The 15,082-nt window shown below is 34.7% G+C and carries 11 protein-coding genes; 6 read left to right on the top strand and 5 right to left on the bottom strand.

The window, feature by feature from the left end:
* The first annotated feature begins 10 nt into the window (after window positions 1–10).
* The 5 genes from ABDW27_RS21925 (at window position 11) to ABDW27_RS21905 (ending at window position 6,647) form a co-directional block, all read left to right on the top strand.
* On the top strand, window positions 11–1,030 hold the full coding sequence (locus ABDW27_RS21925) for an alpha/beta hydrolase (RefSeq protein WP_343697856.1): 1,020 nt from the start codon (window positions 11–13) through the stop codon (window positions 1,028–1,030).
* An 8-nt stretch (window positions 1,031–1,038) separates the two neighbouring features.
* Complete coding sequence (locus ABDW27_RS21920) at window positions 1,039–2,802, top strand: amidohydrolase (RefSeq protein WP_343697855.1); 1,764 nt, start codon at window positions 1,039–1,041, stop codon at window positions 2,800–2,802.
* 131 nt (window positions 2,803–2,933) lie between these two features.
* Window positions 2,934–3,956, top strand: a complete 1,023-nt coding sequence (locus ABDW27_RS21915) for an MBL fold metallo-hydrolase (RefSeq protein ID WP_343697854.1) — start codon at window positions 2,934–2,936, stop codon at window positions 3,954–3,956.
* Between the two features lie 2 nt (window positions 3,957–3,958).
* Window positions 3,959–5,323 carry an alginate export family protein gene (locus tag ABDW27_RS21910; RefSeq protein ID WP_343697853.1) on the top strand — a complete coding sequence of 455 codons (1,365 nt, stop codon included), beginning with the start codon at window positions 3,959–3,961 and terminating at the stop codon, window positions 5,321–5,323.
* A 373-nt stretch (window positions 5,324–5,696) separates the two neighbouring features.
* Window positions 5,697–6,647 (top strand): polysaccharide deacetylase family protein, encoded by a 951-nt coding sequence (locus ABDW27_RS21905; protein ID WP_343697852.1) that lies wholly within the window; start codon window positions 5,697–5,699, stop codon window positions 6,645–6,647.
* Between the two features lie 198 nt (window positions 6,648–6,845).
* Here ABDW27_RS21905 and ABDW27_RS21900 read toward each other — a convergent pair whose 3' ends face one another.
* The 4 genes from ABDW27_RS21900 to ABDW27_RS21885 all read right to left on the bottom strand — a co-directional run bounded on the left by ABDW27_RS21900 (window position 6,846) and on the right by ABDW27_RS21885 (window position 10,228).
* Window positions 6,846–7,532, bottom strand: a complete 687-nt coding sequence (locus ABDW27_RS21900; protein ID WP_343697851.1) for a GNAT family N-acetyltransferase — start codon at window positions 7,530–7,532, stop codon at window positions 6,846–6,848.
* 46 nt (window positions 7,533–7,578) lie between these two features.
* Window positions 7,579–7,725, bottom strand: coding sequence for a hypothetical protein (locus ABDW27_RS21895; RefSeq protein ID WP_343697850.1), 147 nt, complete (start codon window positions 7,723–7,725; stop codon window positions 7,579–7,581).
* 203 nt (window positions 7,726–7,928) lie between these two features.
* Window positions 7,929–8,624 carry a LytTR family DNA-binding domain-containing protein gene (locus ABDW27_RS21890; RefSeq protein ID WP_343697849.1) on the bottom strand — a complete coding sequence of 232 codons (696 nt, stop codon included), beginning with the start codon at window positions 8,622–8,624 and terminating at the stop codon, window positions 7,929–7,931.
* Window positions 8,621–10,228 carry a histidine kinase gene (locus ABDW27_RS21885; RefSeq protein WP_343697848.1) on the bottom strand — a complete coding sequence of 536 codons (1,608 nt, stop codon included), beginning with the start codon at window positions 10,226–10,228 and terminating at the stop codon, window positions 8,621–8,623. The genes ABDW27_RS21890 and ABDW27_RS21885 overlap by 4 nt, the downstream gene beginning before the upstream one ends.
* 164 nt (window positions 10,229–10,392) lie before the next feature.
* Between ABDW27_RS21885 and ABDW27_RS21880 the strand changes: the two genes are divergently transcribed.
* Window positions 10,393–12,774 carry an outer membrane beta-barrel protein gene (locus ABDW27_RS21880; RefSeq protein ID WP_343697847.1) on the top strand — a complete coding sequence of 794 codons (2,382 nt, stop codon included), beginning with the start codon at window positions 10,393–10,395 and terminating at the stop codon, window positions 12,772–12,774.
* 31 nt (window positions 12,775–12,805) lie between these two features.
* On the opposite strand, the gene ppk1 is transcribed toward ABDW27_RS21880, so the two are convergent.
* Window positions 12,806–14,818, bottom strand: coding sequence for a polyphosphate kinase 1 (ppk1, locus tag ABDW27_RS21875; RefSeq protein WP_343697846.1), 2,013 nt, complete (start codon window positions 14,816–14,818; stop codon window positions 12,806–12,808).
* Window positions 14,819–15,082: the final 264 nt, after the last annotated feature.

Genomic DNA, 15,082 nt, shown 5'->3' with positions numbered 1-15,082 from the left:
TTTTAAAATCATGAAAACGAATTTATTAAACAGGGCATTTTTAAACTTTAAGAGCAAAACGGCTCAATTTTTTGCTTTTGCAATCTTACTATTGACTTTAATTTCCTGCAATAAAAAAGCAGAAGAAACTCCTGCTGCAGAACCACAACCTGGCGCACCAACAGAAGCGGCACAAGCAGCACCGGCAAACCCTCCGGCAAATTTTAAACACGCCACAGCAACCGTAAACGGAATTAAAATTCATTACGTAATTGGCGGTCAGGGCGATCCGCTGGTTTTAGTTCACGGATTTGGACAAAACTGGTACATGTGGAATCGTTTACTGCCTGAATTATCAAAACATTTTACCGTTATCGCTCCAGATTTACGAGGCGTTGGCGAATCTGATAAACCAGAAAGCGGTTACGATAAAAAAACTATGGCGTCTGATATTCACGAACTGGTAAATCAGCTTGGATATAAAAATATCAATCTGGCAGGACACGATATCGGATTGATGGTTGCTTACGCTTATGCTGCACAATATGGCGACAGTGTAAAAAAAGTCGCTTTAATGGATGCACTTTTACCAGGAATTGAGCCAGTTTGGTCTAATGTGAAAGGATCTGCATGGTGGTTTGGATTTTTTGCATGGCCAGCTTCCGGAGATATTGTAAAAGGAAAAGAAAAAGAATTCTTAACGAATTTCTGGCCAGTTGTAGGTCACGTAAAAGATCCTTTTACTGCCGAAGAATCTGCAGAATTTATCAGAGCTTATGCTACTGAAGGTGGAACAACTGCTGCTTTTAAATGGTTTGGCGCATTTGATCAGGACGGAAAAGATAATTTAGTTTTTGCTAAGAAAAAACTAAAAATGCCATTATTGGCAATGGGCGGAGAATATTTCGCGGCTGCTTTCCTTAAAGATCATTCTAAATTGGTTGCTGAAAATGTTTCTGAGTCTAAAATTGCAGGTGCCGGACACTGGCTGGTTCAGGAAAATACGGCACAAGTACAAAAAGATTTACTAGCCTTCTTTTTGGCTAAATAACAATAATCATGAAAAGGTTAATTCTATTTTTTCTGTTTTTTACTGCGCTTTTGTCTAAAGCGCAGCAAAAGGCAGACTTGATTATCTACAACGGAAAAATTGCAACAATGCAGAAACAAGGAGAGTTTGTTCAGGCAATTGCAATAAAAGACGGAATTATTCTGGACACCGGGTCTGAAAAAAATATTTTGGCTTCTTATAAATCTTCGGAAACCAAATTAATTGATGCCAAAGGGAAAACGGTAATTCCGGGATTGAATGACAGCCACATGCACGTGATTCGCGAAGGTTTGAATTACAATTCAGAATTGCGATGGGACGGCGTAAAAACCTTAAAACGTGCCATGGAAATGCTGAAAGAACAAGCCGCCAGAACGCCAGATGGTGTTTGGATTAAAGTTATTGGCGGATGGAACGAATTTCAGTTTGAAGAAAAACGACAGCCTACAATTGATGAAATCAACGCTGCAGTTCCTGATAAACCTGTTTTTATTACGTATTTATATGGAAAAGCTTTCCTGAACAAAAAAGGGATCGAAGTTTTAAAATATACCAAAGACACCAAATACGAAGGAAGTCTTTTAGAACAAGATGCTAACGGAAACTTAACAGGTTTAATGTATGCCAAAGAAACGCCAAAAGCGATTTACACCACTTTGGGATTAACTACCAAATTAACACCGGAAGAGCGCATCAACAGTTCGATGCAGTTTAATCGTGAACTCAATCGTTTCGGACTTACGAGTATAATTGACGCTGCGGGCGGAAGTCAAAACTTTCCTGCTGATTATGTGACTTCTTTAGAACTGGCGAAGCAAAACAAACTGAGTCTAAGAATTTCGTACTACTTATTTGCACAGCAAAAAGGCAAAGAATTACAAGATTATGAAAAATGGGTTGCGACAACTCAAATCAACAAAAACGATAATCTGATAGTGCCAAATGGTTATGTTGAAGAAGGCGCCGGAGAAAACATTGTGGCTTCTGCTGCTGACTTTGAAAATTTCCTTGAGCCGAGAATTGTTTTATCTGATGAAATGGAAACGGATTTAGAACCCATTATTCGATTATTGGCTAAAAACAAATGGCCTTTCAGACTTCATGCGACTTACGGCGAATCTATCGACAGAATGCTGAATGTTTTTGAAAAAGTGAATAAAGAAATTCCGTTTAACGGATTGCGATGGTTTTTCGATCATGCTGAAACTATAACACCATCTGAACTGGAACGTGTTAAAAAGTTAGGTGGCGGAATTGCAGTACAGTTTAGAATGTATTATCAGGGAGAATTATACAACAAACTATACGGAGCGCCAAAAACGCAATTGCCTCCTATCAAAAAAATGCTCGAATTAGGAATTCCGGTTGGTATGGGAACCGATGCTACCCGAATTTCAACCTACAATCCGTGGATGTCATTGCATTGGCTTTTAACCGGAAAAACAATAGGCGGAATGCAGTTCTGGCCAAAAGATCAGGTTTTGGATAAATTCACGGCTTTGCAATTATATACTTCCGGAAGTGCCTGGTTTTCTGGTGAAGAAAAAGAAAAAGGAAAGCTGGTAAAAGGAATGTATGCTGATTTAGCGATTATTTCTGATGATTATTTTTCGTTGAAACCAGATGATATCCGAAAAATCGAATCGGTTTTAACGGTTGTAAATGGTAAAGTTGTTTACGCTTCCGCGGAATATAAAGACCTGAATCCTGAAATTCCTGCTGTAATACCAGATTGGTCTCCGGTGAAATATTTTGGCGGTTACCAGAAATAATGAAAATGAGAATTACACGCAGATGGCACTGATTTAGGCAGATTTAAGCAGATTTTTTTATCTCATTTGCGAAAATCCTTTTAATCCTCATAATCTGTGGCTCAATTTTTTTAAAACTTAAATATAAAATCATGAAAAGATATAATTCTCTTGTAATTATCATACTTTTTTTTGCTACTTTTTTTTCGGCACAAAAAATTTATGCACAATTTCCGATGCCTCCCGAAGTACCGATTTGGGATGCTAATAAAGTGACTTTGAAGCTGCATAAAATTTCGAACAATGTTTATGCGGTTTCACCTTCGACAACCGAAACTGAAACTACAAAAGGAATTCCGCAGGCTACTTCAGCGGGATTTATTGTGGGCGATAAAGGCGTTTTGTTGATTGAAACGATGTTAAGCAAAAGATTATACGATCAATTGTATAAACTGATTCGTTCTGTTACGCCAAAACCTATTGTATATGCTGTAAACACAAGTGATCACGGCGATCATTGTTTTGGAAATTATTTACTTCCAAAGGAAACAATTCTGATACAAAACGAATTCTGCAAAGAAAATCTCGCCAAGAACTACGACGGAATCAAACAATTTATGATCATGCTTTTTGGAAAAGACCGCGGAATCGAACAAAGTGTATATCGTCCTGCTGATCTGACAATTGCCGTAAATCAAAGTTTAAAACTGGATTTGGGTGGAGGAAAAATTGTAGAAATCATAAATGTTGGAACGGCACAGTCTCCGGCAGATTTGTTTGTTTTTCTAAAAGATTCAGACAAAAATGTTTTATGGGCAGGAAATCCCTTTATTGCCGAAAGTCCAACAATTCCGTGGCTTTTTGACGGTTATTTTCTGGAACCAGTTCGTAATCTTCAAAAAATATACGACATGGTGGGCGACAATGATGTTGTGGTTCCCGGTCATGGTCGAATCACGAACAAAGCAGGAATTAAATACACTATTGATTATGTAAATGCTTTGAAGAAAAATGTTGAAGAAGCCGTTAAAAAAGGTGAAACTTTAGACGAAGTTAAAGCCACTGTTACGATGAAAGAATTTGACAAAGGTTATGTACTTTTTAACTGGCTTCATTACAATTTCAACATTCCAAATGCGTACAACGATATTAAGAAAAACAGTTTAGGCAAATAGCCATGAAAAAATTTATTCTATTATTTCTTATTTGTATTCAGCTTCACGCGCAGTCTTATCCTGATTTTAAGCCTCTGCGTTTTGATGAAAATTATGAAGTTTTACAAAAAGATACGGTTAAAAACTGGTATAAAACCATGAAATACCTGCCTCTCTCCTCCTCGGGGAAAACGTATTTGAGTTTTGGAGGAGAGATCAGATATCAGTATTTCTATGCCAAAAATGAAAAATGGGGCGACGATCCGCAAGATCCCGACGGTTATATTTTAAACCGTTTGCTGCTTCACGCTGATTTTCATGCCAGTAAATATTTCAGGGCATTTGTGCAATTACAAAGCAGTAATGCAAACGGCAGAATCGATCCGAGTCCGGTTGACAGCGATCCGCTTGAAGTGCATCAGGGTTTTATTGACATTAATCTGCTTTCAGAAAAAAATAAACAATTGATTTTTAGAGCCGGAAGACAAGAATTAAGTTACGGTTCTCAGCGTTTGGTTGCCGTTCGCGACGGACCAAATAACCGTCAGTCATTTGATGCCGTGAAAACTATTTTTGGCTTTAATAATTATAGGGCCGATTTATTTTACAGTCATTATGTGGTGGCACAAGACGGCATTTTTGATGATGAGTCGAATAAAAATAGAGAGTTTTGGGGAAGTTATTTTGTGATTAATAAAATTCCGGCAATTAAAAACATCGACCTTTATTATCTTGGCTATCAAAGGGCAAATGCCAATTTTGATGATGCCAGCGGAAAAGAACTTCGCCATTCTGTCGGGACACGAATTTGGGGAAAATACGATGAATGGCGTTATGATGCCGAAGCGGTTTATCAATTTGGAAATATTGATTCTAAAGATATTAAAGCATGGACAGTTTCTTTAAATACAGGTTATCGCTTTACTTCTGTGGTTTTAAAACCTGAATTTGGATTTAAAATCGAATTAATCAGCGGTGATAAAACCAATGGCGACAGTAATTTAAATACCTTTAATCCACTATTTCCAAGAGGTGCTTATTTTGGACTGGCTTCTGTTATCGGACCTTCAAATTTGGTAGATTTTCATCCTTCGATAAGCCTTGAACTGGCCAAAAATATTGAGTGGGAAATTGATTATGATATGTTTTGGAGATACAGCAGCGAAGACGGAATTTATGGTCCGAACACGATTATGATTTATCCGGGCGATGCAACCGATGCCAAGGAAATTGGAAAACAATTAGAAAGTGAAATTATCTACACGCCAAATCAATATCTCTATTTTAGAGTTGAAGCTACCTGGTTTAAAGCCGGAGATTTCCTTAAAGCGGCTGGAACCGGAAAAAATATGTTTTTTACCGGAGTTACAGCGCAGATTAAGTTTTAAGCATAATTTTTAGAATTATTTCACGCAGATTTAAAATGATTTAAGCAGATAAACACAGATCAAAAATATTTAATCTGCTCAAATCTGCCCAATCTGCGTGAAACTAAAAAATATCAACGTAAAGTGTTATTGGGATTATGTAAAAGAAATGTATTCTTGTTTTTAAGTTTATGATAATCAAAAATAAACGCAAGAAAAACATCTCCTTTTGAATTGCCTTCAGCTTTAGCTGGAGGTTAAAAAACAGAATAAAAAATTGGCTTTAGCCAAAACCACATATTGGGCTAAAGCCTTTCTTTTTTATTACTGGAGACATCCAGCTAAAGCTGGAGGCAATTCATAAAATTTTAATAAATGTTTAAAAATATACGAAATGACAACAAGAAGAGATTTTATAAAAATGGCTGGTTTAACAGGCGCTGCGGTGATGGCAAATCCTGTTGATACATTTTCGAATTCGATAAAAAAAGAAAAAATGGAATTAGAAACACAAAATAAATGGTTAGATGGTTCGCGATTAGTGGTTTCGGTTTCTATGCAGTTTGAAGCCGGAGGTCAGCCGCAAAATGCTGAAAGTCCGTTTCCGCAAAACATGCAGAAAGGCTACAATGATTTTCCTGCTGAAACCTGGTATCAATACGGTTATAAAGAAGGAATTCCGAGAATGCTGGATAACTGGGACAAACACGGAATTAAAGTTACTTCGCACATGGTCGGTTCTGCAGTTTTGCAAAATCCGCAGCTGGCAAAAGAAATTGTACAGCGCGGACACGAAGCGGCTGCTCACGGTATGAACTGGAGTTCGCAATACGCTATGCCTTACGAAGAAGAAAAAAAATTCATTAAAGCCGGAGTCGACGCTATAAAAAGTGTTACGGGTTTTACGGCTGTTGGTTATAATGCTAACTGGCTTCGACGTGGTGAAAATACCTTGAAAATCCTTCAGGAATTGGGTTTTACGTATCATATCGACGATTTAAGCCGTGATGAACCTTTTATTATTCAGGTCAATAAAAAAGACTTTACAGTTGTACCTTATACTATTCGCTGTAATGATATTGTTTTGATTGAAGGAAAACACTTTTCTTCAGATCAATTTTTTAATCAGGTAAAAGCTGAATTTGATCAGCTTTATGCCGAAAGTGAATTTAAACGCAGACAACTTTCGATAAGTTTTCATGACCGAATTGGCGGTACTCCGCAAATGGTTAAAATGACATCTGATTTATTAGAATACATTAAAAAACATAATGGCGTGACTTTTAAACGTAAAGATGAAATTGCGAAAATGACTTTAGAAGATAAAACTTCTATTCGTGAATAATATCAATAATTTGCTCGGTTTAATTATTTTAAACACATAGAAACATAGAATTTTATAGTCTAAAAAGACGTTTCACTTATTTTAAAAAACATAGCTATGTGTTAGAAACTGGTTTCTTTTTAAACTCTTTTAGAAATAAATAAAAAATCTATGTTTCTATGTGTTAAAATTAATTCCCCCAATAGCTCTCAATAAATACTAATGAGGAGCTGTCTTAAGTGTGGAAATAGCCTTTTGTGATTCAGGATCATAAAGCATGGCAGTGCACAAACAATTTTTTCTTTCTTTGCTCATTAGTATTGAACAATTTACACATGATTTACAGCTTTCCCAAAACAATTCATCCTGAGGCAATTCTGAAAAGGTAACGGGTTCAAATCCCAGTTCATGATTCATTTTCATTACTGCAAGACCAGAAGTTAAACTGAATATTTTGGCTTTGGGATATTTTTCACGACTCAATTCAAATATTTTGGTTTTAATTTTTTTTGCAAGACCCGTATGACGGAATTCCGGCGCTACAATTAACCCCGAATTTGAAACAAAACGTCCGTCATCCCAGGAAGAAATAAAAGAAAAACCAGCCCATCTTCCGTCAGAAGCAAAAGCGATTATGGCTTCTCCTCTATTCATTTTAGTTTCAAGCAATTCAGGTGAACGTTTAGAGATGCCGGTTCCTCTTGCAATGGCTGATGATAAGGTTACTTCGCAAATTTGCCTGATCCAGTACGTATGAACAGATCGGGCTTTTTCTATTGTAAACTCAATTGGCGTTTCGGTTTCTTGTACAGATGAAACTTCTGCTTTATTTCGAGGCAAAACCGAAAAGAAACTTTTTTTACTGAGGTTTATATCAGGATTAATTATAGGATTTATGATTTTCATAATTGTTTGAAGGCATTAGTTGATGAATAAAACTTTTTAGGAGATTTTATACAATTTGAGAAATCAGTAAAATGGCAATAAAAAAGACAATGCTAAACACCATTACATTGATAAGCCTGTCTTTATTCTTTATAGATTTAGCAGATACATATTGTTTTGTAATTTTCCGGCTTCTTGTTTTATTTGTTTTCATTTGATTTTTTTGTTTTGATTTTGGTTCTAAAAGCCAAAGTATATGCCAAAAGAATTAAAAACCAAACAAACCACTAACTATCAATAAGTTAACACATAAACAATATTTAAGAAATATTCTAATACCTATCAAAATGAGAAGAAGGTATTTCAAAATGAGAAGTAAAATAAGCTGAATATTTGTTTTTATTTTTTATCTATTTATCATAAAAATTTATGTTTTATCTCCTTATACTTAGAACGTCCAATAGGCAGTAAATCACCATTCTTTAACTGCATACTGTACTTTCCTCCTGCTTCTACAACTATTTTATCGGCTTGTTCCCAGCAGAGAATATAGGATTTATGTATTCGTTCGAAAGTTTCCGGAAGGAGTTTTTCTAAAGCTTCGAGTGATTTATCGTGTAGTTCAATTTTATTATTTATCAGATGTAATTCGGTATAAATTCCTGCTCCTTTTATGTATAAAATTTCACTTATGGGTACAAGCCGAAAGGTTTTCGCTTTTCTTACTGCCAAAAAGCGAACATCACCGCCAGATTGTTTTCCTGATGTTGTATAACGCGTAAAAGCCTGAAATAATCGGGTTTCATCAAAAGGTTTCGGCACAAAATCGAGCACTCCGTAATTGAATGCTGTAATCGCTTTGTCTGTATATGCCGAAATTATAATAGTTTGAAAAGGTCCTGCAACAAAAGTCTGCAGAATTTCGAATCCGTCTTCTCCGTTTAGGTTTAGGTCTAACAAAAGCAGATCAATAGAATGTTTTTCAAGAGTGATTAATCCGTTTTCAAGAGAATCAGAAAGTAAAATCTCTACGTCTTTATCAAAAAAATCGCGTGTCATTCTTTCGGTTCTTTTTGCAATACGGGCTTCATCTTCAATTATGAGTATCTTCATTTTTTATCAAAAATTTTAATCGTGGTTTCCCATCCCTTTTCTACAGAATGAGAATCGAAAGACCAATTTGTACCGTAACTTTCTGTTAGTCTCGCTTTGATGTATTTAAACCCCGTTCCTACTCGCCCGTTCTTTTTTGTTTGTCGGTTTTGCGCTAAAGTCAGTAACGTATATTCTTTGAATTGTTTTTCTCTGGTAAAACTCAAACAGAAAACAATACAGCCTTGTTTTGGAGAAAGACTGTGTGTAATTCCGTTTTCAATAATGGTATGAAAAACTGCGGGCGGAATCGTTTCATTTTCATCAATTCCTTCTTCTTTCCATTCATAACAAATTTCTTTACGAAAAGACATTACTTCTAAATGTCTTCGGCACAAATCAATTTCTTGCCTGATAGGAATAAGCGTGTCTTCTGCAATATCATTCATAATATCAAATTCTTCTGCCAGGGCACGAATAAAAACCACACCATCTTTTGGAGATTCTTCAATCCAGTCTATTAATGAGGTTAAAGTATTGCGAAGAAAATGCGGCTGAATATTTTTCTTTATCAATTCTAATTGTAATCTCGAAGACAACAGCAATGATGCATTATGTGCTTCTTCTATAGCTTTTGTTCGTATGGTATGCAGATAAAGCATGCATAATACGAGAATTGTAAAGGCAATAAACAAACCAAAATCATAAAACATAAAATAGTTTACGGCGACACCCGCCAGTAAACCCGCTGCAACAATAAGTCCGCCTTTTGTTTTTCTAACTGCCGCATCTATAGCAATAACGATAGAGAAAAACCGTGCTGTAAGTGTAAAATAAGCTGCTGAACGATCAAACTGTCCATAAAAAACAATATAAATTGTTAATAGACTGATAAACAAAAGAAACAAAAACAATTTCTTTCTTTTAAATTGAAACTGAAGCATAAAATACCAGGGTACCAGTATTGAAATAACAAAAGTCATCCAGCCAATAATTTTTAAGCGGGTATAAAAATGGTTGTACGGAATATCAACGTAATACTTTACATATTCCATAATCAATAAACAGAAGAAAAGCAGGCAGATTATCCCGAAAAACAAAACCGATAATTCTTTTCTTGAGCTGTTTATGTAGAGAAAGAAATAATAAACTGCAGCAATGAGATAAGCTCCAGCCATTAAATTCATAAAAGATAATACGATAAGCGGCGCTCTATGAAGCAGGAGATAACTCTTTAGTTTTAAATGAAATTCACGATCTGAATCCCGACAGTAAAATCGTGTGCCAATTAAAGTAACAACGTGTTTTCCAACATTTGAAAGTTTCTTTGGAATTTGGTAATAAGTCGTTTCTGTTCCTGGCACTTCGCGATTTCCTTGTTTTGCCATTTGCCCATTTCTGCCCACATAAACGCTATCCCAATAAACATCAAAAGCACCAAAACCATGAACCTGAAGCCCTAGTGATTCTGAACTATTTTCAAGTTTTTGTATGTCAATTTCTGCCTGATATTTAAATATTGATGTTGGAAATTTACTGGGTTTATACAGCTGATGATCGTAATCTGTCTCATAGATTACATCTGATTTAACATACTCATTATACTGCTTACACGAGGTAAACATTAAAAGTAACAAAACGGTAAAAAAGACAGATTTATACATAAGATAAAGATAAAATAAATATCGATTTGAGAAATGCATTTGAGAAGTCCACAGAGCCGTTTGCATGTTTTAAGGAGCAGTACTTTATTTTATCAGCTAATCTTGTACTACAAAATCAATCAAATATGAAAAATCTAATAATCAGTATTTTACTTTTATTTATTCCGATGTTTGGCATGGCTCAAAAAACGGTTATTTCCGGAAAAGTTCAGGATCATAACACCAAAGAAGTATTGCCTTATGTAACGGTATCAATCTTGGATAATGCTTTAAAAACAGTAACTGCGGGTGTGACCGATGATCGGGGTATTTTTTCTCTTGAAGGAGTTTTAAACCAACAAATGAGTATTTCTTTTAGTTATGTAGGCTATCAAAATTTGGTACAGCCATTAGAAATCAAATCTGAAAAAAACAAAATTGAACTGGGAACTATTAATTTAATTAACGACGCTGTGCAATTAAAAACCGTGGAAATAAACGGGCAAAAACCCAATATCAGCCTAAAACTGGATAAAAAAGTTTTTGAAGTGGGCAAAGATGTACTTTCACAAAATGGTTCTGCGCATGATGTCCTGAATGGTGTTCCTTCTGTAGCTGTTAGTCCCGCCGGAGGAATAAGTCTGCGAGGCAACAGTAATGTTTTGGTTTTAATTAACGGCAGACAATCCGGACTTACTCAAAACAATGCTCTTGACCAAATTGCTGCCGACCAGATTGAACGAATCGAAGTTATTACCAATCCGTCTTCACGCTATGATGCTGCAGGTTCGGCAGGTATTATCAATATCATATTGAAAAAAAACAAAAAAAGCGGTTTTAGCGGGCAGGTACGACTGGTTGCAGGTTCGCCAAATGACAGTCGTCTTAATCCGAGCATTAATTTTAAATCAAACAAAATCAATATTTTTTCTAATTTCAGTATCCGTTCAAGCGATTATGAAGGCTTATATACAACCAATCAATCGACTAATATTACTAGTTCTCCTAATTTTATGGACCGTGTTCAGAATGAAGACCGCCACGACGATGGCAAACTTCTTTATCTGGGTGCTGATTATTTTATTAATGAACACGAAACCATAACGGCGGCTTTTTTAAAGAACGCAACTCACGATAATGATAAAACAGATTTAATTTACAATTACAGAAGTGATTCTAACAATGCTGCATCTGACAGTATTTTGAAAAGACACGGAAAATCATTAGAAAAAAGGGATTACAGTCAGTTTGAATTTAATTATACCCGAACATTCAAAAAGGCTGCAAAAAAGTGGACAATCGACGTTCAATATGACTGGTGGAACAGCGATAAAAAATGGGATCTTTCTACACAACGTTTATCTCCAGATCCGTTAGTTTATCCGGGAATCAGGACAAGATCAACAGGAAACAGCAAAGACTTTCTTGCTAAAAGTGATTTTGTACAGCCTTTAGACAGCGTTTCTAATTTAGAATTTGGAATTAAAACCGAAATCAGAAAAGTTTCAAGCGATTATTTGGCAGAAGAACAACAGGATGATGACTGGATTATTTACCAAAACATTGATAATGATTTAGATTATAGCGAAACCATAACCGGCGCTTATGTACAATTTAGTGATAAAATCAAGGCATTCAATTATATGCTAGGACTTAGAGGTGAATTTACAAACATATCGATCAATGATTTGAATAATACTTACAACGACCAGAAAAACTACAATAAACTATTTCCTACTGTGAATTTGAGTTATAAGTTTGATGCTTCGACTTTGCAGTTAAATTACAGTAAACGCATCAGACGTCCTTCTTTATATGCCATATACCCTTTTAATGAGGTTACAGACTTAAATGCACAATATATTGGAAATCCGGACTTAAATCCTTCTTATACAGATGCGTTTGAAATGGCGTTTCTTAAAACCTGGAAAACATTTACTTTTAATCCGTCTGTTTATTATCAGTATGAAAAAGGTTATATTCAGGATTATACCTTTCGTCAGGACGATATATTTCTGACAATGCCTATCAATATTGATTATGAAATTCGAAGCGGAATCGAATTATCAACTTTATACAATCCGATGAAATGGCTGCAGGTTAATGCCGAAATGAATTTTTATCGTTTTAAACAAAAAGGAAATTACATGGGAAATAATCTCGATTATAGCAGCGACAACTTTACCGCACGTTTAAGTACACAAATCAAATTGCCTTCAAAATTTAGTTTTCAGGGGCGTTATAATTTTCGCGGAGCAAAACGCAATGCCCAAACTACTAATGAGGCCTTGCAGTCTATTGATTTTGGGCTCAGTAAACTGCTTCTCAAAGATAAAGCTACAATCGTTTTTGATGTTACCAATGCTTTTAATCTGCGTCAAAACAAAAGCATTACAACCGGAACTGATTATGTTATAAAAGACAACAGTATTCCAAATGCGGCCAGATATCGTTTAAGTTTTGTGTATCGCTTTAATCTAACCGATTCAAAAGCAATCAGACAGGCTAATGAAGCGAATAGAAATTAACTGCAGTTTTTCTTAAAATTGAATCGACAAATTATGCGTTATTTTGGGCAATCCAATTGTAAATTTCCAACTGCGCGCGTCTTGGCGCCTCATCTGGAAATTCTAATTCGTTAAATCCTTCACTATTTATAATTCTCTTTTTTGTATTGTCTGCTAATTGCAGCTCAATTACTTTATTTATTTCTTCAATATGTTTTTCATCATGAATTGGAAAAGCCACTTCTATTCTTCTGTTTAAATTTCTGCTTAACATATCAGCAGATGATAAATAGATTTTTTCTTTGCCGTTGTTTCCAAATTTATAAATTCTTGAATGTTCTAAAAACATGTCTACAAGGCGGTACATTTTTATATTTTCAGATATATTTTTAATTCCCGGCAAAAGAGTACAAATTCCCCGAACAATTATAGTTATTTCAACATCGGCATTGCTTGCTTCAATAAGTTTGTCTATTATATCTTTCTCGTCTAAGCCGTTAATTTTTAAAAATATTGAAGCTGTTTTTCCAGCTTTTTTATTTTTTATTTCAGTATCGATTAACTCAAGCAGTTTTTCTTTCATATTAAAACCGGCAGCCAGAATATGCTTGGGTTTTGCTCCTTTTTTCTTGGTTTTTAAGAAGGCAAAAACCTTTTTTAAATCATTTGTGTATTTACTTTCTGCCGTAAAAAAACCAAAATCTGAATAAACACTGGCTGTATTTTCATTAAAATTTCCTGTAGACAAATATCCAAAATGATGTTTGTTATCGTATTTGTCTTTCATAGTAATCATAGCAGCTTTGGCGTGTACTTTTAGGTTGGGCAGACTGTGAATTATTTTTATGCCGGCGTTTTTCATTTCTTTTGCCCAGAATAAATTATTGTATTCATCAAAACGGGCTTTAACTTCAACAAAAACGGTAACTTTTTTTCCGTTTTTTGCGGCACTTATCAAAGCATTTGCAATCAGCGATTGAGAAGAAATACGGTATAAAGTAATTTTTATTTCGGTAACATTTTTATTGATGGCGGCCTGATTAAAAAACTGAAGCACATAGTAATACGACTGATACGGAAATTGCAGCAGCTGATTTTCTTTTTTTATGATATCAAAAATAGATTTCCCGTTTTCAAAAGGCTCATGTCGAAGTCCCGGATAGGATATTCCCTGAAGTTTTGGTTTTACAGGATTTGGAAACTTGAATAAATCGTAGAAATTATGGTGACTGCCTCCTTTTATCATTTCATTATTGTGCAGTTTGAATGCTTTTTTGCATATCAAAACCGAATCTGAATCCATATTTGAATCATATAGAAATCTTGTTGCCGAACCGCGTTTTCGTTCTTCTACTTTTGCTTCAATTTTTGCAATTAAATCTCCGGAATTTTCGTCTTCGATCAGGTAATTTTCATCTCGGTTTAATTTGATGGCATTACAGGAAATAACTTTTTCTGTTGGGAATACAAATGATAAACATCTCTTGATTATGGTATCAATTGAAATGATATAATGTTTGTTCTCTAAACTTTCCAAAGCTTTAAAACGCTCCAGTTTATCTGACGGAATATTTAGGTAGGCATAATTATAATTTCCTTTTCTGTCTTTTAGTTTTACCAAAAAATACAGACTTCTGTTATTTAAAAAATAAGTTCGAGGCTGATTTATTGTAATATAAACTACCTGAATATAAGAGAGAATGATGCTTTTGAAATAATATTCGATCTCGTTTAAATGTTCCGGCTGTATTTCCTGATTTTCGTAATAAATAATATTATTTTCTTCTAATTCTGGCAGAATTAAATGATTCCAGATTTTTCCGAATTTATTTTGCTGCAGGTTTACTTCCTTTAAAATTTGAGCCAATAAGTCATTATTTTTCTTGGTATTCTTTTTAAGAAGCTTATTTATTTTAACTCTGAAAAACTCATCTAAATTGGAAGAATGAATCGCTAAAAATTTTATTCTGTCGAATAAGGAATTCTGTACGTCTTCGGCTTCATCTAAAATGCAATTATTGAAAGAAAGCCATGATATTTCTGAAGGAATAAGATAGTTCTGCACTTTTAAAAAATACTTAAATAATAGAATTAATTGATTTTTGCTTACCAGCTATACCGGTAAATATCAACATTAATTATTATAGTTTATAAATAAAGAGGTCTGTTAACTATAATTTAATTTACTATTAACATCTTTCAAAACAGATCTGCAATAAAAACGTGATAGGTATTGAGCGTGCATCGCTATTTCAAGCTGTTTTTGCAACAGTAAAAAATCCACTTTTTCCTATTAACTTTTTATTAACGGTATTATAATATTGTCAAA

The organism is Flavobacterium sp. (genome assembly GCF_039595935.1).
Classification (GTDB): Bacteria; Bacteroidota; Bacteroidia; order Flavobacteriales; family Flavobacteriaceae; genus Flavobacterium.
This window is presented reverse-complemented; position numbering and strand designations above follow the sequence as displayed.

Excerpts from the sequence above, each read along its gene's own strand:
- ABDW27_RS21925 (WP_343697856.1), top strand. The coding sequence starts at position 11 with ATGAAAACGAATTTATTAAACAGGGCATTTTTAAACTTTAAGAGCAAA.
- ABDW27_RS21920 (WP_343697855.1), top strand. The coding sequence starts at position 1,039 with ATGAAAAGGTTAATTCTATTTTTTCTGTTTTTTACTGCGCTTTTGTCT.
- ABDW27_RS21915 (WP_343697854.1), top strand. The coding sequence starts at position 2,934 with ATGAAAAGATATAATTCTCTTGTAATTATCATACTTTTTTTTGCTACT.
- ABDW27_RS21910 (WP_343697853.1), top strand. The coding sequence starts at position 3,959 with ATGAAAAAATTTATTCTATTATTTCTTATTTGTATTCAGCTTCACGCG.
- ABDW27_RS21905 (WP_343697852.1), top strand. The coding sequence starts at position 5,697 with ATGACAACAAGAAGAGATTTTATAAAAATGGCTGGTTTAACAGGCGCT.
- ABDW27_RS21900 (WP_343697851.1), bottom strand. The coding sequence starts at position 7,532 with ATGAAAATCATAAATCCTATAATTAATCCTGATATAAACCTCAGTAAA.
- ABDW27_RS21895 (WP_343697850.1), bottom strand. The coding sequence starts at position 7,725 with ATGAAAACAAATAAAACAAGAAGCCGGAAAATTACAAAACAATATGTA.
- ABDW27_RS21890 (WP_343697849.1), bottom strand. The coding sequence starts at position 8,624 with ATGAAGATACTCATAATTGAAGATGAAGCCCGTATTGCAAAAAGAACC.
- ABDW27_RS21885 (WP_343697848.1), bottom strand. The coding sequence starts at position 10,228 with ATGTTTACCTCGTGTAAGCAGTATAATGAGTATGTTAAATCAGATGTA.
- ABDW27_RS21880 (WP_343697847.1), top strand. The coding sequence starts at position 10,393 with ATGAAAAATCTAATAATCAGTATTTTACTTTTATTTATTCCGATGTTT.